The sequence below is a fragment of the Pedococcus sp. 5OH_020 genome, assembly GCF_027812955.1.
Lineage (GTDB): Bacteria > Actinomycetota > Actinomycetes > Actinomycetales > Dermatophilaceae > Pedococcus.
Map to the genome: position 1 here is coordinate 23,268 of NZ_JAPYZV010000008.1, position 21,702 is coordinate 44,969.

Consider the following 21,702-nt stretch of genomic DNA (forward strand, 5'->3'; position numbering starts at 1 on the left):
GGGCCAGCCGTCCTCAGCGTCCCGAGGCCGGGACTGGAACCCGTCGCATCAGATCCTGCAGGACCTCCCCGGTGCTGCGCCGGGCCAGCTGGGTCTCTCCGGTGGGGATGATGCGGTGCGCCAGAACCGGCAGGACCACGGCTTGGACGTCGTCCGGGAGCACGTGGTCGCGACCCTCGAGCGCGGCGTGCGCGCGGGCCGCGCGCAGCATGTGCAGGGTTGCGCGCGGGGAGGCGCCGAGCCGCAGTGCGGAGCTGGACCGGGTCGCCGCCGAGAGGTCGACGACGTACTGCTTGATGGCGTCGCTGGTGAACACGGAGCGGACTGCCCGCACCATGGCGGTCACGGTCGCAGCGTCGGTGACCGGGCTCAGCGTCTCGAGCGGGGACACCTGTCCGTGCGTGTCCAGCATGGCGACCTCGGCCCGCGCGGAGGGGTACCCCAGAGAGATGCGGGCCATGAACCGGTCGCGCTGCGCCTCCGGCAGCGGGTAGGTGCCCTCCATCTCGATGGGGTTCTGGGTCGCCATGACGATGAACGGCTTCGGAAGGTCGTAGGTCTGGCCGTCGACGGTGACCTGGCCCTCCTCCATGGACTCCAGCAGGGCCGACTGCGTCTTGGGGGAGGCCCGGTTGATCTCGTCGCCGACCACCACGTTGGCGAAGATGGCCCCGGGACGGAACTCGAAGTCCCTGACGTCCTGGTTGAACACGCTCACGCCGGTGATGTCGCTGGGCAGCAGGTCCGGCGTGAACTGGACGCGACGGACCGAGCAGTCGATCGACTTGGCGAGCGTCTTCGCCAACATCGTCTTGCCTACGCCCGGCACGTCCTCGAGGAGGAGGTGACCCTCGGCGAGAAGGACGGTGATGGCGGTGTGGACCACATCAGGCTTGCCCTCGATCACCGAGTTCATCGCGCGGGCCAGACGAGCCGCCACCGCGGTCACCTGACCCAGCGAGGCGGGCGACCCGGCCGGCAGCGAGAGCAGGCTTTCCGGTTTGGGTGGGCCTGCGGCGCCCACTGCCTGGTTCTCGCGGCTGTCGTGCACTGCTGGTCCTTCCGTCGCGCCGTGGCTTGCCACCGTGCCCCCGAGGTGGTTGATCGATCTTCCCCCACAACGCTCCACCACGACAGAGGGTTTCCCGTCTCGTGACCTCTCTACCCGCCTCTGACCAGCGGATCGGCGGCCCGACGAGCGAGCCGGAGCCCGAGTTCGTGCTGCGGTCGCGTGCTGGTGCGGCCTCCGACCGGTCGGGCACTGTGCGCGGCCCGTGGTGCCGGACCTTCGCACAGGAACGGACCGAAGAACATCCACCACTTTGCACCACGACTTTGGCCTGCGGAAACAGCAGAGAAACAACAGAGTTGTGGGGAGATTTCGTCTCGCTGAGGTGAGAAGTGGAGTAAAGTGGGGGAAACAAGAGAGCCGTGGGGCTCGTCGGGCGATGACAGGGGAGGTGGGCCGTGTTTCTCGGGACGCACAGCCCCCGCCTCGACGAGAAGGGCCGCCTGTTCCTCCCGGCAAAGTTCCGCGAGCGGATGGCTGACGGGCTCGTCGTGACGCGCGGTCAGGAGCGCTGCCTGTACGTCTTCCCGATGCAGGAGTTCGTCCGGGTCACCGAGCAGATGCAGGCGGCGCCGACCACCAGCAAGGCCGTCCGTGACTTCACTCGCGTGTTCCTGTCCGGCGCCTCCGACGAGGTGCCGGACAAGCAGGGGCGCGTCACCATTCCGGCCAACCTCCGCGCGTATGCCGGTCTCACCCGGGAGTGCACGGTGATCGGCGCCGGCTCCCGCGTCGAGGTGTGGGACACCGACAACTGGAACGCCTACCTCGAGAGCACCGAGCAGGGCTTCGCGGACCAGTCCGAGGAGGTGATCCCAGGCCTGCTCTGACAGATCCGCAGGGTGGCTCAGCCGCCCCTGGAGCCAGGTCTCCAGCCGCTTCGCAACCCGGGACGACTTCCCCCGTCCCGGGCGGCATCCCAGGAGCGGATGGAGACCTGGACGCAGGGAAGCCGGACTCCCCGACCGCCCACGAGGACCACCCGCCAGGACCACACAGCAGGACCGCATCGCAGACCAGGACCAGGACCAGGACCAGGGCCGCGGCAGGCACCGCCCCTTTCCTCCGCAGACCGACCCGCAGGACACGCAGGAGCGCACCGATGAACGCACGAGGAGTGGCCGCCGACCGGCACATTCCCGTACTGCGCGACCGCATCGTGGAGCTGCTGGCCCCGGCGCTGAGCCGCCCGGGCGCGGTGTACGTCGACGGCACCCTCGGGATGGGCGGACACGCCGAGGCGGTCCTGCGCCACTGCCCTGAAGCGAGGCTGGTGGGGATCGACCGGGATCGGGAGGCGCTGGCCCTCGCGGCCGAGCGGCTCGCGGCATACGCCGAGCGCACCACCTTCGTCCATGCCGTCTACGACGAGGTCCCGCGGTCCCTCGCAGACCTCGGGCTGCCGCAGGCGGACGCCATCCTCTTCGACCTCGGAGTCTCCTCCCTGCAGCTCGACGAGCCTGACCGCGGCTTCTCCTACAGCCAGGACGCGCCGCTGGACATGCGGATGGACCAGAGTGCCGGGCTGACTGCCGCGCAGGTGCTGAACACGTACTCAGCAGCAGACCTCGAGGGTGTGCTGCGCGACTTCGGCGAGGAGCGCTTCGCCCGCAGGATCGCCGCCGCCATCGTGCGCGAGCGCGAGCTGGAGCCCTTCACGACGTCCGGCCGGCTGGTGGAGCTGCTCAAGCACGTGGTGCCGGCTGCATCGCAGAAGAGCGGAGGGCACCCCGGCAAGCGGACGTTCCAGGCGTTGCGGATCGAGGTCAACGCCGAGCTCTCGGTCTGGGCCCGCGCCCTGCCGGGTGCGATCGACCTGCTGCCCGTCGGGGGACGGGTGGCCGTCCTGTCCTACCACTCGCTCGAGGACCGGATCACCAAGCGGGTCCTGGCGCAGGGAGCCCGAAGCAGCGCTCCGGCTGGCCTGCCCGTGGAGCTCCCGGAGCATGCGCCATACCTCAGGCAGCTCACCCGTGGAGCCGAGGAGGCCGGGGCCCAGGAGCAGGCCGCGAACCCGCGCTCGGCGTCCGTGCGGCTGCGTGCCGCCGAACGGATCCGGCAGACGAGCCCGCGATGAGTACGCACACGAGCGCCCCGACGAACACCCCCACGGACACCCCCATGAACGCCCCCACGAACACCCCGACGAAGGGAACGCACCGATGAGCCAGCAGACTGCGACGGCGAGGGTCGCATCTCGGCCGCAGCCGCCGAGGCGGCAGACACCACCGCAGCCGCTGCGGGTCGTCCCCGCCGCCATCGGCCAGCCGGGGAACGGCGTCTTCGCCGCGCTCTGCATGGCTCTCATGGTGGGCGGCCTCGTCGGCCTCCTGATGCTCAACACGGCGATGGCGGAAGGGTCCTTCACCCTCAACCGCCTTCAGTCGACCTCGGGGGAGCTCACCGACGCGCACGAGGCGCTGACCCAGGCCATCGACGCTCAGCGCAGTCCCGCCAACCTCGCCTCACGCGCGTCCCACCTCGGTATGGTGCCGGCCGACTCCGCGGCGTTCCTGCGGCTGAGCGACGGCAAGGTCCTCGGCGTGGCGACGCCGGCGACGGGCGACCGGCGATTTACCGTGGTCACGGCCCCTCAGGTACGCGCCGGCAAGGCGGGGGCGAGCAAGGCGGCCGGTACCGGAGCAACCGTCACGAAGAAGGGGGACGTCACGACAACCTCCGTGGTGGTGAGCAAGCCGGACGGCTCCGTGGTCACCACGGTCACCAGCGTCGACGCGAAGACCAGGACCACGAGCAGCACCACCACCACGAAGGCGGCGGTCGGCAAGCAGGTCGCCGGGCAGGCTCCTCCCGCGACGCCCAGCGCGACGCCCACCCCGCCCACTCCCTAGCGGACGGCCCGAGCCCTCCACCACGACATCCCGACACGAGGTTCACAGTGACGCAGACCCGAGGCGCCCGCCCCGGCCCACCGCGCACGACAGCACCCGGCTCAGCCCGTCGCCCGCCCAGCCCCACGTCCGGCGCGGCGAGTGCCGGCCGCCGACCCGGCTCCGGCAGCCCCGGCTCTGGTGGCTACGGCTCTGGTGGCTACGGCTCCGGCGAGCCACCCCGGTCCTCACCGCGCAAGCGGCCCGTGTCCTCCCGCGTCGGGCAGACGGGCGCTGCGCTGCCTGCGCCGACGAGTACCGCGCCCCGTCGCCCCAAGGGCATGCCGCCACGGCGGCCCCCGGGACGCCGCGTAGAGCTCGGCGCCTCCAACCCGCGGCGTCGGATGCGCAGCATGACCGTCGCGGTGCTGTTCGTCTTCAGCATCTTCGGTGCGCAGCTGCTGAGGCTGCAGGGCTTCGACGCCTCCGCGGTCTCGCAGCACGCACAGTCCTCCCGGACCGCGACCGTCGCCCTACCGGCGATGCGGGGCTCCATCGTGGACCGCAACGGGACGATCCTGGCCTCGAGCATCGAGCGGCGCACCGTGACGGTCGACCAGACCGCCGTTCCGTCGTACGTCAAGACCGTCGACGGCTTGCGTCGCAAGGTCGGGATCGGCGGCGCGGCGAAGGACCTGTCGCCGCTGCTCGGCATCCCGCAGGAGCAGCTGACCGCCCAGCTCACAGGCTCCTCGAAGTACCGGGTGCTGCAACGCAACGTCACCCCCCTGAACTGGCGCAAGATCTCCGAGCTGGGCGTGAACGGCATCTACTCCGAGGCCACCTCCGACCGCATCTACCCGACCTCGACGGCGTCCGCCTCGCTCGTGGGCTTCCTGCAGTCCGACGGCTCCGCGGGTGGCGGTCTGGAGGTGCTGATGGACTCGACCCTGAAGGGCAAGGCCGGCCGTACGATCTACGAGCAGTCGCAGGACGGCCGTCCCATCCCCAACGCGCGCCAGGAGACGGTGCCGCCCGTCCCGGGGCGTGACGTCAAGCTCACCATCGACTCGGACCTGCAGTGGTTCGCCCAGAACGCCGTCGCCCAGAAGGTCGCCGAGACCAAGGCCCTCTCGGGCACGGTCGTCGTCGAGAACGTCAGGACCGGCGAGCTGCTGGCCGTCGCGTCCTACCCCACCTTCGACCCGAACCAGCCGGGCCAGTCCAGCGAGAACTGGACCAACAAGGCATTCAACGACGTGTACGAGCCGGGCTCCACCGGCAAGGTCATGACCGCGTCAGCAGCGATCCAGGAGGGGGTCGTCACGCCGTCCACGGTGGTCCAGGTGCCCAACCAGATCTACCGCGCCGGCAACACGAAGTTCAAGGACAGCCACGACCACCCCACGGAGTACCTCACCTTCGCGGGGGTCCTGGCGCAGTCCAGCAACATCGGCACCATCCTGGCCGGCGAGAAGGTCAAGGCGGCCACGATGTACGACTACTTCCGCAAGTTCGGCCTCGGACAGACCTCCGGCATGGGGTTCCCCGGCGAGGGCCCGGGCCTGCTGACCAATGTGAAGGACTGGAACGGCTCGCAGCGCTACACGGTGCTGTTCGGCCAGGGGCTGTCGGTCAACGCCCTCCAGGCCGCCGGCGTCTTCCAGACGATCGCGAACGGCGGCGTGCGGATCGCGCCCCGCCTGGTGGCCGCCACGGCGGATGGGCGCGGCGGGTTCACGCCCGCCTCCAGGCCCGCGCCGGTCACGGTGGTCTCCCCGACCACGGCGAAGAAGGTCCGGGACATGCTCGAAGGCGTCGTCGGCAAGGAGGGGACGGCGCCCGAGGCCAAGATCGACGGCTACCGCGTGGCAGGCAAGACCGGTACCGCCGACCGGTACGACGCCAAGGTCGGCGGCTACTCCGGCAAGACGGCGAGCTTCATCGGCTTCGCCCCGGCCGATGACCCCCAGATCGTCGTCGCGGTCACGCTCCAGCGGCCCATCAAGGGCTACTTCGGCGGCGTGGTGGCGGGGCCGGTCTTCCACGATGTCATGACGTACGCGCTCCAGGAGCTGCAGATCCCGCCCACCGGCACGAAGTCGCCCGTGGCGCAGATCCGGCCCGCCACACCGCCCTCTGCCCAGGACCCCACCGTCATCCGGGACGGCCGGTCGGGCGCGTCCGGCTCTCGTCGCTGACGGTAGTCTCGCTGTCCGTGTCTTCGCTGCGTCCGAGCTCCACCCGAGCGACCCCCTTGTCGGTCGTCGCGGACGTGGTCGGCGGCGAGCTGACCCTCGACGGGGCCGGGTCCGAGGTGCTGGTGCGCGGCGTGAGCCTGAGCTCTGCGGACGTCTGCGGCGGCGACCTGTACGCGGCGCTCCCCGGTGCCAACGCCCACGGAGCGGCGTACGCAGCGGCGGCGGCCGAGGCCGGAGCGGTCGCGGTCCTCACGGACGCCGTCGGTGCCGGGATCCTGACCGAGCAGGGCGTGGCTCTGCCGCGCATCCTGGTGGAGGACCCGAGGTCCCACGTCGGCGCGGCGGCCTCCCTGGTGTACGGCACCGCAGACCTCCCCCTTCGGCTCTTCGGCGTCACCGGCACGAACGGCAAGACCACCACGGCGTACCTGGTCAGCTCCGCCCTGACGGCGCTCGGTCACGTCACCGGTCTCATCGGCACGGTCGAGACCCGGATCGCTGACGAACGGGTCAAGAGTGTCCGGACCACGCCGGAGGCGACCGTGCTGCACGCGCTCCTCGCCGTGATGGCGGAGCGGGGGGTCGACTCGTGCGTCATGGAGGTCTCGAGCCATGCGCTGAGCCAGCATCGCGTCGACGGCGTCGTGTACGACGTGGCGCTCTTCACGAACCTCTCGCAGGACCACCTCGACTTCCACCACACGATGCGCGAGTACTTCCTGGCCAAGGCCTCCCTCTTCACCCCTGAGCGGTCCCGCCGGGGCATCGTGTGCGTGGACGACGAGTGGGGCCGGGAGCTGGCGTCCGTGGCCACCGTGCCGGTGACCACGCTCACCTCCCGGCCCGACCTCGAGGCGGACTGGCGAATGCTGCCCGGCCCAGAGCCGGCAGACCTCGAAATCACCGACGGCGAGACGAGCCTGAGCCTCCGCTCGGCCCTGCCCGGCGACTTCAACCGGGTCAACACCGCGATGGCCGCGCTGGCCCTCCTCGCCTCCGGGGCTCCGGCGCACGAGGCGCAGTCGGCCCTGCTCGCCGACCCGCATGTGCCCGGCCGGATGGAGCGCGTCGTCGTCGAAGGCTGCGAGGCCCTGCCGCTGGTCGTCGTCGACTACGCCCATACGCCCGAGGCCGTCGGCGCAGCGCTGAAGGCCCTCCGACCGGCGACCGACGGTGCGCTGGTCGTCGTGCTGGGCGCGGGAGGCGACCGCGACCGCGGCAAGCGGGCAGCCATGGGTCGCGCCGCGGCGCAGGCGGCGGACATCGTGGTGGTGACCGACGACAACCCGCGGTCCGAGGAGCCCGGCGCGATTCGCGCCGCCGTGCTGGCGGGTGCCCGGGAGGCCGGGACTGCGGCTGAGCTGCACGACGTGCAAGGTCGCGCAGAGGCGATCCAAGCAGGTATCCGGCGGGCGCAGACGGCAGGCCAGGGCAGCGTCGTGGCGATCGTCGGCAAGGGACACGAGACAGGGCAGGAGGTGGCCGGGACGGTGTACCCGTTCGACGACCGGGAAGAGGCCCGCCGGGCGCTTCTCGCCCTGGCCGGCCTGCCGTACGGCGGTGCCCGGTGATCCCGCTCAGCCTGCAGGAGGTCGCCGCCATCACCGGCGGTGCCCTGCACGGTATCGACGCTCCCGCCGCGGCCGCCATGATGATCGACGGCCCAGTGGTGACGGACTCGCGCGAGGCCGGCGAGGGCGGGCTCTACATCGCCCGAGTCGGGGAGCAGCAGGACGGGCACCGGTTCGTGGGGTCCGCGGCGGCCCTCGGTGCCGTTGCGGCGCTCACGACCAGGCGCGTCGACGACCTCCCGTGCGTGGTCGTCGACGACATCCAGGCGGGTATGGCCGCCCTGGCCCGCGCCGTGGTGGACCGGCATCCGGACCTGACGGTGATCGGGATCACCGGGTCCTCCGGCAAGACGTCCACCAAGGACCTGCTGGCGAGCGTGCTGGCGGCGTCGGCTCCGACTGTCGCACCGGTGGGGTCGTTGAACTCGGAGGTCGGCGTACCCCTGACCGTCTTCCGGGTGACGGCGCAGACGCGGTATCTCGTGGTGGAGATGGGCGCACGCGGTATCGGCCACATCAGCTACCTCACCACCATGGCGCCGCCGCTGATCGGGATCGAGCTGAACGTCGGCACGGCGCACGTGGGGGAGTTCGGGTCGCGTGAGGCCATCGCGGTGGCCAAGGCGGAGCTCGTGCAGGCGCTGCCCCCCGCCGGGCTGGCTGTGCTGAACGCCGACGACCCGGCCGTCCGGGCGATGGCCGGGCTGACCCGCGCGCGCTCCGTGCTGGTCGGGACCTCCGGCGATGCGGCAGTCCGTGCCGAGTCGGTGGAGCTCGACGCCTCCGGCCGGCCCACCTTCACTGTTGTCGTCTCGGGTGCTGGCGCCGGTGCCACGTCCACCGCGCAGGCCCGGGCGAGCCTGCCGCTGCACGGGGAGCATCACGTCGGGAACGCGCTTGCGGTCATCGCGGCCGCGCTCGAATGTGGCCTCGACCTCGACTTCACGGTGAGGGCTCTGGCGACCGCGACGCCTGCCTCGCGCTGGCGCATGGAGGTGACGGAGCGTCCTGACGGCGTCACGGTGGTCAACGACGCGTACAACGCCAACCCCGACTCGATGCGGGCGGCGCTGAAGGCACTTGTGGCCATGAGCCGCACCACGGACGGGACGCCGCGCCGGACGTGGGCCGTCCTCGGCTCGATGCTCGAGCTGGGCGACTCCTCCACGGCGGAGCACGATGCGTTGGGGCGCCTCGCCGTGCGGCTGAACGTGTCACGCCTTGTCGTCGTAGGGGACGTCGCCCGGCCCATGGCCACCGGCGCCCAGCACGAAGGGTCCTGGGGCGACGAGGCCGTCTGGGTGCCGGACGCGGACGCCGCGTACGAGCTGCTCGCGGGAGAACTTCGCCCAGGCGACGTCGTGTTGGTGAAGTCCAGCCGCGACGCCGGGCTACGGTGGCTCGGAGACCGGCTGGCCGACAGAGATGAGGACGCGACGTGAAGGCGGTGCTGCTCGCGGCCGTCATCTCCCTCGTGGGCGCACTCTTCGGCACCCCCATGTTCATCAAGTTCCTCGTCCGGCGCGGGTACGGCCAGTTCATCCGCGACGACGGTCCGACCTCGCACCACACCAAGCGTGGGACGCCCACCATGGGGGGCGCGGTGATCATCGGTTCCAGCGTGGGGGCGTACACGCTGGCGCATCTCGTCACCGGCACGCCGCTGACCTGGAGCGGCGTGCTGGTCCTGTTCCTCATGTCGGGACTGGGGCTCGTGGGGTTCCTGGACGACTACATCAAGATCTCGAAGCAGCGCAGCCTGGGCCTGCGGTCCCGGGAGAAGCTCGCGGGGCAGACCCTCGTGGCCGTGGTCTTCGCCGTGCTCGTACTGCAGTTCCCGAACAGCAAGAACCGGACCCCAGGCTCGACGCACATCTCCTTCGTCCGAGACACCCCCCTGAACCTGGCCTTCGCGGGGACCCTCCTGGGGGTACTGCTCTTCATCATCTGGGCCAACATCATGATCGCCGGGACGTCGAACGGGGTGAACCTCACCGACGGGCTGGACGGGCTGGCGACCGGCGCGTCGGTCATGGTCTTCGCCTCCTACGTGCTCATCGGCATCTGGCAGGGGAACCAGAACTGCCAGACCACGCCGGGGCTGAAGTGCTACGAGGTGCGGGACTCCCGGGACCTGGCCGTGGTGGCGGCGGCCGCGATGGGAGCGTGCTTCGGGTTCCTGTGGTGGAACGCCTCGCCGGCCAAGATCTTCATGGGTGACACCGGTTCGCTGGCCCTTGGCGGCGCACTCGCCGGGCTCGCCATCACCACGAGGACCGAGCTGCTGATCGTCATCCTGGGCGGGCTCTTCGTCACCATCACCCTGTCGGTGATCATCCAGGTGGGCTCGTTCAAGATGACCGGGAGACGGGTCTTCCGGATGGCGCCGCTGCAGCACCACTTCGAGCTGCTGGGCTGGAACGAGGTCACCATCGTCATCAGGTTCTGGATCATCGCGGGGCTCTTCGTCGCGCTCGGTCTGGGGCTGTTCTACGCAGAGTGGGTCGTGGGAGCGCAATGAGCAGTGCACCGGGCAGCGGTTCGGTGGGTGGGCGGTTGGACGGGCTGACCAGCGGCAGCGCCGACTGGAGCGGGCTGCGGGTCGTGGTGGCCGGGCTGGGGGTCAGCGGCTTCGCCGCCGCCGACTCCCTGCACGAGCGCGGGGCGCACGTGGTCGCGGTCGACGGGGCGCAGGCCGACAGCCACCCGGCCCTCGCCGAACGGGCTCGCATCCTCGAGATCCTCGGCGTCGACGTGCGGCTCGGGCCCGGCCACGAGGCCGGTCTGCCCGCCGGCGTCGAGATCGACCTGGTGGTGACGTCACCCGGGTGGCGACCCGACCAGCCGCTGCTCGCGCAGGCGGCCGGCGCCGGCATCCCGATCTGGGGAGAGGTGGAGCTGGCCTGGCGGATGCGTCCCGCGGTCGGGCCGGCGCCGTGGCTGACGGTCACGGGCACGAACGGCAAGACGACCACGGTCAACATGCTGGCGTCCATGCTGCGAGCGGCCGGGCTACGGGCCACCGCCGCAGGCAACGTGGGTACGCCCATCCTCGAGGCGGTCCTGCACCCGCAGCCGTTCGACGTGATCGCCGTGGAGCTCAGCAGCTTCCAGCTGCACTGGTCGGACTCGTTGGCCCCGCACGCGTCCGCCTGCCTCAACGTGGCACCCGACCACGTCGACTGGCACGGCTCCCTGGCGGAGTACACCCGCGCCAAGGGCAAGGTCTACGCCCGGACCAAGGTGGCGTGCGTGTACAACGTGCAGGATCCCGTCACGGAGCAGCTGGTCCGCGAGGCGGACGTCCAGGAGGGCTGCCGCGCCATCGGCTTCACCCTCGGCACCCCGGCCCTGTCCATGGTGGGGGTGGTCGACGACATCCTGGCGGACCGCGCCTTCGTGGAGCAGCGCAAGACCTCTGCCGCCGAGCTGGCGACGCTCGACGACGTGCGGGGCGCCGCCGCGACGCTGGCACCGCACAACCTCGCGAACGCCCTGGCTGCCGCCGCGCTGGCCCGCGCGTACGGCGTCCCGCCGCTGGCGGTGCGCGACGGGCTGCGCGCCTTCACCCCGGACCCGCACCGGATCGCCGACTGCGGTGAGGTCGGCGGAGTCCGGTATGTCGACGACTCCAAGGCCACCAACCCCCATGCGGCGGCCGCCTCGCTGCACGCCTTCCCCCACGTCGTCTGGGTCGCGGGCGGGCTGCTCAAGGGCGCTGACGTCGAGGAGCTGGTCCGGGAGGCCGCCCCGCAGCTGCGCGGGGTGGTGCTCATCGGCGCGGACCGTGCCGCGATCGCCGAGGCGCTGGCCCGACACGCGCCGGATGTCCCGGTGGTGGACGTGCCGAGCACGGACACTGGGGTCATGGACGTCGTGGTCGCGCATGCCGCCGGACTCGCCGAGCCCGGCGACGTCGTACTGCTGGCGCCGGCCGCCGCGTCGATGGACATGTTCCCGAACTACGGTGCGCGCGGCGACGCCTTCGCCGCTGCCGTAGCGCGTCGCGCCGAGACGTCGGGGGAGTAGCCGTGAGCAGTGCCACCGCCGCGCCCGGACGGGCGCGTGCCGGGTCCCGTTCGGACGACCACGGCCGGGTCACCGGCTGGCTTCAGCGACTCGACTCGCCGCTCACGACGTACTACGTCCTGCTCAGCGTGACGGTGGTCCTCGTCATCATCGGGTTGATCATGGTGCTGTCCGCGTCCTCGGTGAAGTCGCTGATCCAGACCGACAACGCCACGCCCTACGTGTTCTTCCGCAAGCAGCTGCAGTTCGCCGTGATGGGCGGCGTGGCGATGTGGGTCGCCGCCCGCATCCCGTTGCGCACCTGGAAGGCGTTCTCGGTACCGCTGCTGGGCGGTGCGCTGCTGATGCAGCTGCTGGTCTTCACCCCCATCGGCGTCACCGTCAACGGCAACCGCAACTGGCTCGCCCTCGGCCCGGTGACCCTGCAGCCGTCCGAGTTCGCCAAGGTAGGGCTGATCCTCGTCGGCGCCGCGGTGCTGTCGGCCAAGCGCCGGTCACTGGGCACCCTGCGCCAGGTCGTCGTACCGTTCCTGGCTCCAGTGTCGGTGGTGACGATCGGCCTGGTGCTCCTCGGTCATGACCTCGGCACCGTGATGGTGATGGGCGCGATCGTCGCCGCCCTGCTGTTCGCCTCGGGGGTACCCGGCCGGTGGTTCGCCTGGGGCGCCGGCACCTTCACCGCCCTGGCCGTGCTCATGGTCGTCACGAGCCCGAACCGGCTCAAGCGGTTCGACGTCTGGCTCGGCAAGGACACCAACCCGTACGGTGCCGCACGGCAGCCCCTGCACGGCCGCTACGCCTTGGCCGACGGTGGCTGGTGGGGGGTCGGCCTCGGGGCCAGCCGGGAGAAGTGGCAGTGGCTGCCGGAGGCGCACAACGACTTCATCTTCGCCATCCTCGGCGAGGAGCTCGGCCTGCCCGGCACGCTGGTCATGCTCGCCCTCTTCTGCGCACTGGCTCTGGTCTGCTACCGCATCGTCCTGCGCAGCGACGACATGTTCGTACGCATCGCCACGGCCGGAGTGATGGCGTGGATCGTGTGCCAGGCGATCATCAACATCGGGGCCGTCATCGGTCTCCTTCCCGTCATCGGCGTCCCGCTGCCGCTGGTGTCCTACGGGGGATCCTCACTCATGACGACGATGTTCGCCCTGGGCATGCTGCTGTCCTTCGCCCGCTCGGAGCCGGGCTGCGCCGAGGCGCTGTCCGCCAAGCCTTCGGTGGTCCGTCGGTCGCTGGCGGTCCTCTCCTCCAGGCGGGGACAGCGGTGACCTCCCACCACCTGCCCGCCTCCGTCCTGCTGGCCGGCGGTGGGACAGCCGGCCACGTCTCGCCGCTGCTCTCCCTGGCCGACTGCCTTCGCCGTAGAAGTCCGGAGATCGCCGTGACGGCGCTCGGGACCGAGTCAGGCCTGGAGAGCCGGCTCGTGCCGGCCCGCGGGTACCCGCTGATGGTCGTGCCGAAGGTTCCGCTTCCTCGGCGCCCTTCCCCCGACCTGCTGCGGCTGCCCGTCAGCCTGCGTGCCGCCGTCGCCGCAGCGGAGCGCGCCATCGACGAGACGGGAGCGGAGGTCGTCGTGGGCTTCGGCGGCTACGTCTCCACACCCGCGTACCTGGCTGCCCGTCGCCGCGACGTACCGATCGTGGTCCATGAGCAGAACGCGCGACCCGGCCTGGCGAACCGGCTGGGCGCGCGCCTGACCGACTTCGTGGCGACGACGTTCCCCAGCACGGTCCTTCCACACGCCGTCGTGACGGGCATGCCGCTTCGCATCGAGATCGCGCGCCTGGACCGCGGGGCGCGACGCGAGGAGGCGCTGGGGCACTTCGGGTTGGAGGCGGGACCGATCACGGTGCTGGTGACCGGGGGCTCCCTGGGGGCGCAACGGCTCAACACCGCCTTCGAGGCCACCGTGGGAGTGCTTCGCGGGGCTGGGGTCCAGGTCCTGCACCTCACCGGCGCCGGCAAGGAGTTCGTCCCGGATCTCACCGGTCCAGGTCCCACCTATGTCGTCCGGCCCTACACCGACCGGATGGACCTCGCGTACGCCGCTGCCGACCTCGTGGTGGCGCGCGCCGGGGCGAACACGGTCTGCGAGCTCACCGCCGTGGGGCTGCCGGCCGTGTACGTGCCACTGCCCATCGGCAACGGGGAGCAGCGTTTCAACGCTGCCGACGTCGTGGCGGCCGGGGGAGGGCTGCTGGTCGACGACGCCGCGCTGACGCCCCGGTGGGTCCACGACGCCCTCCTGCCCCTGCTGGCAGACCGGGTCCGCGTGGACGCGATGGCTGAGGCCGCCGCCGGGGTCGGGGAGCGGGACGCCGACGAGAAGCTCGCCGACCTGGTCGCGTGGGCTGCGGCCCGGTCCAGGGCGGGCCAGCGATGAACGGCGAGAACGAGCGCTTCGACTTCACCGCCACGGTCCCCTCGCTCGACGAGCTCGGCGTCGTCCACTTCATCGCCATCGGCGGCGCGGGGATGTCCGGCGTCGCCCGGGTGATGCTGGCCCGCGGTCTGGTGGTCAGTGGCTCGGACGCGAAGGAGTCACCGGTCCTGGCCGCGCTCGCGGCCGAAGGCGCCCGGGTCCACGTCGGTCACGACCCCGCGCACCTGGAGGGCGTCGACACCGTGGTCATCTCCTCGGCGATCCGGGAGAGCAACATCGAGCTGGTGGCCGCCCGCGAGCGCGTACTGCGCGTCCTGCATCGCTCGCAGGCTCTGGCGAGCACTATGTCGGACTCGCGCCGGGTGGCTGTCGCGGGCGCCAACGGCAAGACCACCACGACGTCCATGCTGACCGTGGCCCTTCAGCACTGCGGGGTGGACCCCTCCTTCGCTGCCGGCGGCGAGCTGGCCAAGCATGGCACGAACGCGCACTGGGGCACTGGTGACATCTTCGTGGCGGAGGCCGACGAGAGCGACGGCTCCTTCCTCGTCTACCGGCCACACGTGGCGATCGTCACCAACGTCCAGCCGGACCACCTGGACTTCTACGGGACGTTCGAGCGGGTGCAGCAGGCGTACGCCCAGTTCGCCGCCTCCGTCCAGCCCGACGGACTCCTCGTGGCCTGCCACGACGACCCCGGCTCTCTCGCCCTCGCCGAGGCCGCACGCAGCGGTGGAGGCTCGGTGCTGACGTACGGATGGTCGCCGGACGCCGACGTGGTGCTGCGCGACGCGACGTTCCGCGGGCTGATGAGCCGCGCGGTGGTCACCGGCCCCGACGGTGGAGAGGGCAGCCTGCGCATCAACCTCCCGGGTCGCCACAACCTGCTGAACGCGGCGGCCGCCTACACCGCTGCGGTCGCGGGCCTCGCGCAGGACCCTCTGCGCGTCCTCGACGGGCTCTTCGGCTTCACCGGGACCCGGCGAAGGTTCGAGCTGAAGGGCTCCGCCGCCGGCGTCTCGGTCGTCGACGACTACGCGCACAACCCGGGGAAGGTCGCGGCGGTGGTCGAGACGGCCGCGCAGCTCGTGCGGTCAGCCGACGGCGGCGGCAGGCTCGTCGTCGTCTTCCAGCCACACCTCTACTCGCGCACCCGCGACTTCGCGCGCGGGTTCGGGGCGGCCCTGGCGGGGGCCGACGTGGTGGTGCTCATGGAGATCTACGGCGCTCGCGAGGACCCCGTGCCGGGGATCTCCTCGCACCTCGTGGCCGACGCCGTCCGCCACGAGCGAGCAGATGCCGTGGTCGACGTCGTGTCGTCCTGGTCGGCAGTGGCCGATGTGGTGGCCGGGCTGGTGCGCGACGGGGATCTCGTGCTCACCGTGGGTGCCGGTGACGTGACGATGGTCGGGCCCGAGATCCTGCGAGCTCTGGGCCGGGAATGACGCGGGACCCCCGGCCGACCGGTCTGGCTTCCTCCAGGGCGCGCTTCCAGCTGCGTGCTCAGGAGGTCCGCAGGCGTCCGCTGCGGCTCATCGCGTGCGCCGTGGCCGCGCTGTTGGTCGTCGGCCTCGTCGTCTGGGCGGTGGGGTTCAGCCCGATGCTGGCGGTCCGGAAGGTCGAGGTGGTCGGCGTCCCGAGCTCGGAGGGGGCGGCCATCCGTGCGCTGGCGAAGGTGCCGCTCGGGCAGCCGCTGGCCCGCGTCGACGGTGCCGCGGTGGCTGCCCGGGTCGCGGAGCGGGCGACGGTGGCCGATGTCTCCATCGAGCGCTCCTGGCCGAGCACACTGGTGATCCACGCCAGCCCGCGGGTGCCCTTCCTCGTGGTGACGAACCCTAAAGGTCAACTGCAGATTGTAGATGCCACGGGCCTGGCGTATGCGGAGGTGAGCCGGCCGCCCAAGGGAGTGCCGGTGGTTCACGCGGCGAGCGCTGCGGCGCTGTCGCGGGACGCGCTCATGACGGCAGTCGGCGTCGTCAAGGTGCTGCCCCCGTCGCTGCAGCGACGGGTCGCCAACGTCACCGTCAGCAGCGCCAACCTGGTCACCATGCGGATCGGCTCCACCACGGTGGTATGGGGCGGGGTGGACCAGCCGCAGCGCAAGCTCGCCATCGCCACGGCCCTGTTGCAGGGGAAGCCCAAGGTGATCGACGTCAGCGCCCCAGACACCCCCGTCACGCGGTGACGGCGAGGCTGCGGCACCGGCTGGGCCGCCAGCCTCGCACCAGCGCCGCCCGTGGTGGCGGTGTGGCAGGTGGGGCGGTTGTTACCTGAAGGGGACAGCAGGCTGCCCTTCTGCGCCGATTCCACCCAATCCGTGCGGCGACACGCGGGGGCCGTGTTTGCCTGCACCCCACCCACCGCATAGCGTCGGCGGCACCGAAAGTTGACATAAGTCTAACTCTCTACTCTACGTCTAGACATCGCACCGCATTCAGGAGAGGCCCCCCGCCGTGGCAGCACCGCAGAACTACCTGGCCGTCATCAAGGTCGTCGGCATCGGTGGTGGTGGCGTCAACGCCATCAACCGCATGATCGAGGTCGGCCTCAAGGGCGTGGAATTCATCGCTATCAACACCGACGCCCAAGCGCTGCTCATGAGTGACGCGGACGTCAAGCTCGACGTCGGCCGCGAGCTCACCCGCGGGCTCGGCGCCGGCGCCGACCCCGAGGTCGGGAAGAAGGCGGCAGAGGACCACGCCGAGGAGATCGAGGAGGTGCTCAAGGGCGCCGACATGGTCTTCGTCACGGCGGGCGAAGGCGGTGGCACCGGCACCGGCGGCGCTCCCGTGGTGGCCAAGATCGCCAGGGGTCTCGGCGCCCTCACCATCGGCGTCGTCACCCGGCCGTTCACCTTCGAGGGCCGTCGACGCGCGAACCAGGCCGAGACGGGCATCGGCAACCTTCGCGAGGAGGTGGACACCCTCATCGTCATCCCCAACGACCGCCTCCTGTCGATCAGCGACCGAGCGGTGAGCATGCTCGACGCCTTCCGCTCGGCGGACCAGGTGCTGCTCTCCGGTGTGCAGGGCATCACGGACCTCATCACCACTCCCGGCCTGATCAACCTCGACTTCGCCGACGTCAAGTCCGTCATGCAGGGAGCCGGCTCCGCCCTCATGGGGATCGGCTCGTCGCGGGGTGAGGACCGCGCGGTCCAGGCGGCGGAGCTGGCGATCTCCTCACCGCTGCTCGAGGCCAGCATCGACGGCGCCCACGGCGTCCTGCTCTCCATCCAGGGTGGCAGCGACCTCGGGCTGTTCGAGATCAACGAGGCGGCGCGGCTGGTCCAGGAGGCGGCCCACCCCGAGGCGAACATCATCTTCGGCGCCGTGATCGACGACGCGCTCGGCGACGAGGTCCGCGTGACGGTCATCGCCGCGGGGTTCGACGGCGGAGCCCCGCTCAAGCGGGACAACGACCGGGCCATCGGCCAGATCCAGGGATCCCAGCGCCAGGCGCCCGCTGCGGCGGCCCAGAGCCAGGCGGCGCCGCTGCGACAGCCGGTGCCGGCCCATGCCGGAGCACCCAGCCACTCACCGTCGGCCGAGCCGGCGCCCGCCTACGCGATGCGCCAGGACGACGCCGCGGTGTCGACGTCGGGCCAGTCACCGGTCGAGCCCGTGGCGCCCGGTGTGGGTCGGCCACCACGGACCGTGACCTTCGACGAGAGCGACGACCTGGATGTCCCCGACTTCCTGAAGTGAGCTCCAGACAACCTTCGAAGTGAGCGCGACGAGAGGGCGCCGGACCGCAGAGGTCCGGCGCCCTCCGGCATGCCCAGCCCCCGGTGTCCTAGGTTGGGGGTGTGTTCTACTGGCAGAACCGCACCGGTCCGGTGGTCTGGGCGTTCACCGACCGTGATGCCGCCGACGGTCGTGCCCAGTTCGGCTCCCTGAACCTGGGGAGCCACGTCGGTGATGACCCCCACCGGGTGCAGGCCAACCGGGAGCGCGTCGCCCGGGCGCTGGGGATGGACCCGGCTCGCCTCCTCTTCATGGACCAACACCATGGTCGCGACGTCGCCGTCGTCGACGGGCCCTGCAACGACGGCGACAGCGCCCCGGCTGTCGACGCCCTGGTGACGGCGACGCCGGGACTCGCCCTCGCGGCGCTCGTCGCGGACTGCACCCCGGTACTGCTGGCCGACGTCGCGGCGGGGGTCGTCGGAGCCGTCCATGCAGGCCGGCCCGGGATGACGCTCCGCGTCGTCGACGAGGCAGTGTCCCGGATGCGCGACCTCGGCGCACGGTCCATCACTTCGGTGGTCGGGCCGTCGATCTGTGGACGCTGCTACGAGGTGCCGGAGGAGCTCCGGTCGCAGGCGGCGGCTGTCTCACCGGTCTCCGCGACGGTGTCGTGGAGGGGAACGCCCGCCGTGGACGTCGCCGCAGGAGTCGTGAGCCAGCTGGTCGCGCAGGGCGTCGCGGTGAGGTGGGTCGCCGGCTGCGCCCGCGAGGACGCCCGCCTCTACTCCTATCGCCGCGATGGCCGCACCGGCCGCTTCGCCGGCATCGTGGCCCTCGGCCTGCCGGGGGGTCCGGATGCGACCTGAGCTCCAGGGGGCACCTGAGGTCGGCAGCGCTGAGCCCGCACCGCCGGATTCCGGAGTCCAGACGTCGGGCGGGTCGACGGCACGTCGGGAGGAGCTAGCCGCCCGGCTGTCAGCCGTCCGGCGGCGGATCGAGCGGGCCTGTGAGAGTGCGGGGCGGCACCCGACGGAGCTGACGCTGGTCGCGGTGACGAAGTTCTTCCCGGCGAGCGACGTGGACCTGCTGGCCGAGCTCGGGGTGCGCGCGATCGGCGAGAACCGTGACCAGGAGGCTTGGGCGAAGCTTTCCGAGGTCGCACGTCGCGACGAGCTCGAGGTGCACTTCATCGGTCAGCTGCAGACGAACAAGGCCTCGTCGGTGGTGAGGTATGCCGACGTGGTGCAGTCGGTGGACCGGCTCAAGCTCGTCGGTGCCCTGGACCGAGCGGCCGCAGCCCGAAGGGTGCGCCCACAGGTGCTCGTGCAGGTGAACCTCGAGGAGGCGACGGGTCGCGGAGGCGTGGACCCCCGCACCGCTCCCCGGCTCGCGGCGCAGGTGGCGGCGTGCGCGAACCTGCGCCTGCGCGGCGTCATGGCGGTCGCCCCGCTCGGGGCCGACCCCGCCCCGGCGTTCGCCACGCTGCGGACCGTGGCGGACGTCATACGGCAGGTCCACCCTGACGCGGGCTGGATCTCGGCCGGGATGAGTGGCGACCTCGAGGCAGCCATCGCCCACGGGGCGACACACCTGCGTGTCGGCAGCGCAATCCTGGGAACTCGACAGCCACACCGGTAACTTCGGTCGCGAAGACCGACCACCGCACGGAATCCAAGGGAGCTCTCAATGGCTGGGGCGCTACGCAAGACGATGGTGTACCTCGGGCTCGCCGAGGACGACGAGCGCTACGAGGGGTACGACGAGTACGACTACGAGGAGCCGGCCCGCGCCGAGGCTCCGGCCGAGCGTTCCGCCGCCGTCACACCACTGCCCCAGCGGACCCCGGTGGCACGCGTCGTCCGCGACGTGGAGGTCGGCCCCCTGAACCGCATCACCACCATCCACCCGCGCACCTACAACGAGGCCAAGAACATCGGCGAGAGCTTCCGCGACGGCACGCCGGTCATCATGAACCTCTCCGACATGGGCGACGCCGACGCCAAGCGGCTGGTGGACTTCGCGGCCGGGCTGGTCTTCGGCCTGCACGGCTCCATCGAGCGCGTCACCTCGAAGGTCTTCCTGCTCTCCCCGGCCCACGTCGAGGTGTCCGCGGAGGAGGGCGTCCCAGCCCCGGCGGCACGCGGGCTGTTCAACCAGAGCTGACCACCACCGCAGATCCCGGTCTCGTGGCTCGCCTCCCGGCCGGCCATGACAGGGTGACCCCATGCTGCTTGGTTCCAACCTCTTCGCGAGCACGGTGCGGTTCCTGCTGTTCGTCTTCTTCGTCGTCCTCATCGGGCGGCTCGTGCTCGACTGGGTCCAGGCGTTCGCCCGCGAGTGGCGGCCGCGAGGAGCGCTGCTGGTCGTCGCGGAGTCGGTGTACACGGTCACGGACCCGCCTCTGAAGGCGCTGCGAAGGCTGATCCCCCCGTTGCGGCTGGGAGCAATGCGGCTCGACCTCGCCTTCCTGGTGCTGATGCTGCTCACCACCCTGCTGATGGGCACGCTCTAGCCCTGCCCACGATCCTCTAGTCTGATCCTTGGCCCGGGCTCTGGATGGTGGACCGGCCGCCTGACCGTACTCCTCATGACTGCCAACCGAGGTGAACACATGACGCTCACGCCCGAGGACGTCCTCAACAAGAACTTCACGCCGACCCAGTTCCGCCGCGGGTACGACGAACGCGAGGTCGACGACTTCCTCGACGAGGTCGTGGCGGAGATGCGCCGCATCGTCAAGGACTCGGACCAGCTTCGCGAGCAGCTCGAGGAGTGCCGTCAGAGCAAGGGCATGCCCGCGGTCGGGAAGTCGGACGCCGTGGGGCAGTCCAAGAAGACCGTGGACGCCAAGGCGGTGCAGGAGGCGGAGGCCAAGGCGGTGCAGGAGGCGACGGATCGGGTGGCCGCGCAGCAGGCGAGAGTCGCCGAGGCCGAGAAGGCCGCGCAGGAGCGGATCGCCGCAGCCAACGCCAAGGCGGAGGAGGCGGAGAGGGTCGCACAGGCCCGGCTGGAGGAGGCCAGCACGGCCGCTCAGGGGAAGGCCGCCGACGTGGAGCGCTCGGCGCTCGCCCGGGCGCAGGAGGCCGCGGCTCGCGCGGCTGAGGCAGAGGCGCGGGCAGCAGAGGCCGAGAGGCGGCTCCAGGAGGCCGAGCAGCAGGCGGAGGAGGCCCGGCGCGCTCTGGCCGAGCAGTCTCAGCAGAGCCAGGCCGGACCCGCCGGGGAGCAGCAGTCCGAGCAGGGCACAGCGGCCCCGGCGGCGACCGCCGGCGGCGGGAGCGCCGCCGCCCTGCTGGAGATGGCCCAGCGCCTGCACGACGAGCACGTCGGCCAGGGCGAGTCGACCCGGGACCGGCTCATCGCCGAGGCGCAGAGCCGCCACGACGAGCTCGTCGGCGAGGGCCAGAGCCGTCACGACGAGCTGCTCGCGACGGCTCAGTCCCAGCACGACGAGCTGGTCGCCACGGCGCAGTCGCGGCACGACGAGCTCCTGTCGGAGGCGACGGCCAAGCACGAGCAGCTCATCACCGAAGCGCGTGAGCGCTCCACCGGAATGGTGCACGAGGCGCAGCAGAGGAAGGCGCAGATCCTCGAGGAGCTGGGCCGTGAGCGCAGCCTGCTGGAGCGGAAGATCGACGAGCTCCGGACGTTCGAGCGGGACTACCGGGCACGGCTCAAGACCTACATCGAAGGCCAGCTCGCCGAGCTGCACCAGACCGGCGTCGACCAGACCGGGGTCGAGCAGGCCGACGGGCAGCAGGGCGACGGGCAGCAGGACGACGCGCAGGGTGAGTTCCAGGATTCGCAGCAAGGGGAGCAAGGGGAGCAGCAGGAGGAGCAGCACGGCGAGGCGCCGGGCGACCTCCAGGGTCAGTCCCACGCCGAGGGGCACGGCGCGGGACACGGCCACCAGCACTGAGCCACCGCCA

Annotated in this window: 19 protein-coding genes; 18 read left to right on the plus strand and 1 reads right to left on the minus strand. The window is 71.3% G+C overall.

Annotated elements, in window-relative coordinates; translation table 11 throughout:
- Nucleotides 1–13 precede the first annotated feature (13 nt).
- Entirely contained in the window at nucleotides 14–991 is a 978-nt protein-coding gene (locus tag PHA84_RS15175; RefSeq protein WP_442952914.1) for an AAA family ATPase, read from the minus strand.
- Nucleotides 992–1,467: 476 nt separating this feature from the next.
- Here PHA84_RS15175 and mraZ point away from each other — a divergent pair, with 476 nt between their 5' ends.
- From mraZ to PHA84_RS15265, 18 genes are all read left to right on the plus strand, one after another.
- Nucleotides 1,468–1,899 (plus strand): division/cell wall cluster transcriptional repressor MraZ, encoded by a 432-nt coding sequence (gene mraZ / locus PHA84_RS15180; RefSeq protein ID WP_270888969.1) that lies wholly within the window; start codon nucleotides 1,468–1,470, stop codon nucleotides 1,897–1,899.
- Between the two features lie 272 nt (nucleotides 1,900–2,171).
- Nucleotides 2,172–3,146, plus strand: a complete 975-nt coding sequence (gene rsmH / locus PHA84_RS15185) for a 16S rRNA (cytosine(1402)-N(4))-methyltransferase RsmH (RefSeq protein WP_270888970.1) — start codon at nucleotides 2,172–2,174, stop codon at nucleotides 3,144–3,146.
- An 85-nt stretch (nucleotides 3,147–3,231) separates the two neighbouring features.
- Nucleotides 3,232–3,921 (plus strand): hypothetical protein, encoded by a 690-nt coding sequence (locus PHA84_RS15190; RefSeq protein ID WP_270888971.1) that lies wholly within the window; start codon nucleotides 3,232–3,234, stop codon nucleotides 3,919–3,921.
- 392 nt (nucleotides 3,922–4,313) lie between these two features.
- Nucleotides 4,314–6,101 carry a peptidoglycan D,D-transpeptidase FtsI family protein gene (locus PHA84_RS15195; protein WP_270888972.1) on the plus strand — a complete coding sequence of 596 codons (1,788 nt, stop codon included), beginning with the start codon at nucleotides 4,314–4,316 and terminating at the stop codon, nucleotides 6,099–6,101.
- Between the two features lie 17 nt (nucleotides 6,102–6,118).
- Nucleotides 6,119–7,672 carry a UDP-N-acetylmuramoyl-L-alanyl-D-glutamate--2,6-diaminopimelate ligase gene (locus tag PHA84_RS15200; protein WP_270888973.1) on the plus strand — a complete coding sequence of 518 codons (1,554 nt, stop codon included), beginning with the start codon at nucleotides 6,119–6,121 and terminating at the stop codon, nucleotides 7,670–7,672.
- Nucleotides 7,669–9,114: a UDP-N-acetylmuramoyl-tripeptide--D-alanyl-D-alanine ligase gene (locus PHA84_RS15205; RefSeq protein WP_270888974.1), complete on the plus strand. Its 1,446-nt coding sequence runs from the start codon at nucleotides 7,669–7,671 to the stop codon at nucleotides 9,112–9,114. Before PHA84_RS15200 ends, PHA84_RS15205 begins: the two co-directional genes overlap by 4 nt.
- Entirely contained in the window at nucleotides 9,111–10,193 is a 1,083-nt protein-coding gene (mraY, locus tag PHA84_RS15210) for a phospho-N-acetylmuramoyl-pentapeptide-transferase (RefSeq protein WP_270888975.1), read from the plus strand. Before PHA84_RS15205 ends, mraY begins: the two co-directional genes overlap by 4 nt.
- Nucleotides 10,190–11,701 (plus strand): UDP-N-acetylmuramoyl-L-alanine--D-glutamate ligase, encoded by a 1,512-nt coding sequence (gene murD, locus PHA84_RS15215; protein ID WP_270888976.1) that lies wholly within the window; start codon nucleotides 10,190–10,192, stop codon nucleotides 11,699–11,701. Before mraY ends, murD begins: the two co-directional genes overlap by 4 nt.
- A 2-nt stretch (nucleotides 11,702–11,703) precedes the next feature.
- Nucleotides 11,704–12,972, plus strand: a complete 1,269-nt coding sequence (ftsW, locus tag PHA84_RS15220) for a putative lipid II flippase FtsW (RefSeq protein WP_270888977.1) — start codon at nucleotides 11,704–11,706, stop codon at nucleotides 12,970–12,972.
- Nucleotides 12,969–14,087 (plus strand): undecaprenyldiphospho-muramoylpentapeptide beta-N-acetylglucosaminyltransferase, encoded by a 1,119-nt coding sequence (gene murG, locus PHA84_RS15225; protein WP_270888978.1) that lies wholly within the window; start codon nucleotides 12,969–12,971, stop codon nucleotides 14,085–14,087. Before ftsW ends, murG begins: the two co-directional genes overlap by 4 nt.
- Nucleotides 14,084–15,532: a UDP-N-acetylmuramate--L-alanine ligase gene (gene murC, locus PHA84_RS15230; RefSeq protein WP_270888979.1), complete on the plus strand. Its 1,449-nt coding sequence runs from the start codon at nucleotides 14,084–14,086 to the stop codon at nucleotides 15,530–15,532. Before murG ends, murC begins: the two co-directional genes overlap by 4 nt.
- Complete coding sequence (locus PHA84_RS15235; protein ID WP_270888980.1) at nucleotides 15,529–16,272, plus strand: cell division protein FtsQ/DivIB; 744 nt, start codon at nucleotides 15,529–15,531, stop codon at nucleotides 16,270–16,272. The genes murC and PHA84_RS15235 overlap by 4 nt, the downstream gene beginning before the upstream one ends.
- 268 nt (nucleotides 16,273–16,540) lie before the next feature.
- Nucleotides 16,541–17,794 (plus strand): cell division protein FtsZ, encoded by a 1,254-nt coding sequence (gene ftsZ, locus PHA84_RS15240; RefSeq protein WP_270888981.1) that lies wholly within the window; start codon nucleotides 16,541–16,543, stop codon nucleotides 17,792–17,794.
- A 101-nt stretch (nucleotides 17,795–17,895) separates the two neighbouring features.
- The gene (locus PHA84_RS15245) at nucleotides 17,896–18,642 is read left to right on the plus strand and encodes a polyphenol oxidase family protein (protein ID WP_270888982.1); all 747 of its coding nucleotides are present in this window, start codon (nucleotides 17,896–17,898) and stop codon (nucleotides 18,640–18,642) included.
- Complete coding sequence (locus PHA84_RS15250) at nucleotides 18,632–19,414, plus strand: YggS family pyridoxal phosphate-dependent enzyme (protein ID WP_270888983.1); 783 nt, start codon at nucleotides 18,632–18,634, stop codon at nucleotides 19,412–19,414. The genes PHA84_RS15245 and PHA84_RS15250 overlap by 11 nt, the downstream gene beginning before the upstream one ends.
- A 48-nt stretch (nucleotides 19,415–19,462) precedes the next feature.
- Complete coding sequence (locus tag PHA84_RS15255; protein ID WP_270888984.1) at nucleotides 19,463–19,939, plus strand: cell division protein SepF; 477 nt, start codon at nucleotides 19,463–19,465, stop codon at nucleotides 19,937–19,939.
- 61 nt (nucleotides 19,940–20,000) lie between these two features.
- Nucleotides 20,001–20,288 carry a YggT family protein gene (locus PHA84_RS15260; RefSeq protein ID WP_270888985.1) on the plus strand — a complete coding sequence of 96 codons (288 nt, stop codon included), beginning with the start codon at nucleotides 20,001–20,003 and terminating at the stop codon, nucleotides 20,286–20,288.
- Between the two features lie 99 nt (nucleotides 20,289–20,387).
- Entirely contained in the window at nucleotides 20,388–21,692 is a 1,305-nt protein-coding gene (locus tag PHA84_RS15265) for a DivIVA domain-containing protein (protein WP_270888986.1), read from the plus strand.
- The last annotated feature ends 10 nt before the right edge of the window (nucleotides 21,693–21,702 follow it).